The organism is Mycobacterium sp. 1245852.3, assembly GCF_001669335.1.
In the GTDB taxonomy this organism is placed as follows: Bacteria; Actinomycetota; Actinomycetes; order Mycobacteriales; family Mycobacteriaceae; genus Mycobacterium; species Mycobacterium europaeum_A.
Genome location: NZ_LZLL01000137.1, coordinates 1 through 2,828, shown reverse-complemented (window position 1 = coordinate 2,828; position 2,828 = coordinate 1). Strand labels below are relative to the sequence as shown.

Below are 2,828 nucleotides of genomic sequence, written 5' to 3'. Positions count from 1 at the left end.
CCGCGGTGCCGCTGGCGATGCAGACCGGGGGTGATGAACTGTTCGATCGCGTCCTCGTCCTGGGTGTGCAATTCGACCGGCAGCTCGGTGGAAATGCGCTTCATCTCCCGGCGCCAGTCATCGAGAAGATTCGCATAGTCGACGAATACGCGTGGCACGCCGCGAGTGTTTCGCTCGGCGAGGATGTTGCATTTCAGCCACAGGGCACTCGCGAGCGCGGGAGAGACGTGCCAGGACTTGACGATCGACGAGATGACCTCCTGCGGGTGACGTACCGCGATCACCGACGCGACGTCGAATCCCGCCTGACGCGCCGCCTCGAACCACAGGTCGGAGAGCGTGGTGATCCGGGGTTCCTTGATCACCACCAGCGGGGCCGCGGGCAGGGTGGACAGATAGGCGGCGATCTTCTCGACACAGGCCTTGTTCTCGTCGGGGGCCACGGCGTCGTCGTCCAGGAAGCGCAATGACGGGTCGTACCAATTGGTCCCGAGACGGCGCAGGATTGTTTCGTTGAGCGAGATGGCCGCCCGCGGCTCCCAGTAGCCGAGCGGATTGTTCGCGTCGGCACCCAGCATCGCCGCCGGCAGCGTGCCACCGCACAACGACAGCACCCGGGTAAGCGCCGAGGTTCCGGACCGTTGCGGCCCTAGGACGAACAGAACGACCGGACGGGTATTGCCGAAGAAATCGGCGGCGTTCTCGGCTGGCCTGCTCGTCCGGGGCAATCTCATCGCGAATCGAAAACCTTTCACTCGTCCTGGCCGACTTCCGGATTCTCTTGTAATCCATGCCTTTCCGATTCGATGCCGGGCCGACCGACGGGCGCGCACCGATCACCGGAAGCCTGAATTCCAGGCCTCACAACATGTTTGACAAAAGGGAAGATTATTTACCGAGCTCCCGCATGCGGAGTCAGGTCTGCCTTGCGACCGTCAACTTCGCCCCCCGGGGTCAATTACATCGGATCATTGCGCCCGCTAAGGACTATAACCCGGCCCGACGGATCAGGACACCATTTTTACGAATCCGTGTCGCTTACTTGATGTTTGGATGACGCGCAGACGAATTGCATCGACGGCCTTCTAAAGTGGCTTCAATCTCGAACGTCCATCCGGGTAAGCCAAGTCGGCAGGCGCTCGCGGCCGTGCCGACAGATCAGCGGCCACTCCCGCGCACACAGCATGGTTACTTTAACAAACGATCTCGGCCGCGGGGCGCGAACCGCGCCGAGACCGACGTGTTCGTCAAGACGCTGACCGCCACGACGCTAGGCCCAGGCGCCCCGGCGCCGATGCAGCATCGCGCCGAGCTCGAGGATCCGCTTGACGATGAACGGCCTGAACACCCGGCGAACCACGCTGTGCGTCCGGGTATGGAATTCGGTGAAGGCCATGCGGAAATCACGCTCACTGGCCTGATACGACTCGAAAACCCGGTCCAGCGTCGAGACATGCAAAGGGTCGTCCTGAGCGGCCGCGCGCAACGCTGCATAGACCGCGGAGATCCAGTCGGTGCCAAAATGGTCGGCCACCGGGCCGCAGTATCGCTGGCGGCGAAGATCGGGCGTCAGGAACTCCTCGATCGCACTCTCTTCGGCGGTGTCCAGATCGATTTCGAGCGTGGTGGCAATCCGTTTCATCTCGCGATGCCAGTCGTCGAGGAGGTTGGCGTAGTCGACGAACACGCGCGGCATCCCGCGGGTGTGTCGTTCGGCCAGCAGATTGTATTTGAGCCATAGGGCGCTGGAGAGTTCGGCGGAAGTTTGGACATACTTTGCCGCCGAGGCCACGACCTCTTGTGGGTGGCGCACCGCGATCACCGCGGCGACGTCGAAGCCGACCTGGCGCGCCGCCTCGAACCAGAGTCCGGAGAGCGCCGTGATCCTCGGCTCCTTGATCACCACCAGCGGCGCCGCCGGCAGCGTGCCGAGGTAGGCGGCGATCTCGGCGATACAGGCGCTCTTCTCCTCGGCGCCGAACGCGTACTCCTCCTGCAGGCGCAGGGTTGGGTCGTACCAGTTGCTGGCGTGGCGGCGCAGGATCGTCTCGTTGAGCATGATGGCCGCGCGTGGCTCCCAATAGCCGCGCGGGTTGTTGCCGTCGGCACCGCACATGCCGGCAGGCAGGGTGCTTCCGCACAGTGACAGCACCCGGGTCAACGCCGACGTCCCCGATCGCGCCATGCCGAGGACGAACAGCGCGACGGGGCGAACCGTGGTGCCCGGTTGGGAGGAACGCGCCGGAAGATCGACGGCGCATTCGGCGGATTGACTCGTCCGGGCAAGCGTCATCGCGGAACCCATACCTTTCAGTTCGCGTCTGGCGGGCCCCCGGATCTCGGGTAATTATGCATGACTTTGCAATTTCTCGGGCGATGTTCAATTACCCGTTTCCGAGCACTACGCCGCCGCCTTAAATCGTGCGAGCATTGTGCATTATTTGCACAACCGCCGAATCATCACGGCTTCCCGCGACTTATTCGGCCGGAACGGCGTCCGCGGGCGGTGGTGCGCCAACCCATCCACGCGTTCGGCGCTTGAAGCGGGATTTGAGGGACAGCGCGCGCTTCTCGACCAGGAACCAGCTGAGCGCGGCTAACGGCAGCGTGGCCACTCCGGCGACCACCGCGAACGCCAGCGGAGACAGGAAGGCCAGGCCGCAGATGACCAGCAGCTGCTGCACGGGCCACGCGTAGATGTACACGCCGTAAGAGAGGTCGGTGCGTAACCGCAAGCGCCTGTTGTGGATCAGCGCGCCGGAGACGACGACGGCGTAGGCCAGCGGAAGCGCGGCGAGTATCCGATAGTTGGGCACCAGCACGCCGGC

Annotated in this window: 2 protein-coding genes and 1 pseudogene; all 3 read right to left on the bottom strand. The window is 63.9% G+C overall.

Annotation, left to right across the window (positions count from 1 at the left end):
* A partial coding sequence (locus A9W96_RS06035) for a sulfotransferase family protein (protein ID WP_067138420.1) occupies nucleotides 1-734 on the bottom strand: 734 nt, incomplete at its 3' end.
* Nucleotides 735-1,270: 536 nt separating this feature from the next.
* Complete coding sequence (locus tag A9W96_RS06030; protein ID WP_067138422.1) at nucleotides 1,271-2,185, bottom strand: sulfotransferase family protein; 915 nt, start codon at nucleotides 2,183-2,185, stop codon at nucleotides 1,271-1,273.
* Between the two features lie 292 nt (nucleotides 2,186-2,477).
* Nucleotides 2,478-2,828, bottom strand: a pseudogene (locus A9W96_RS06025) (acyltransferase); the annotation flags it as partial.

Excerpts from the sequence above, each read along its gene's own strand:
- A9W96_RS06030 (WP_067138422.1), bottom strand. The coding sequence starts at position 2,185 with ATGGCGCGATCGGGGACGTCGGCGTTGACCCGGGTGCTGTCACTGTGC.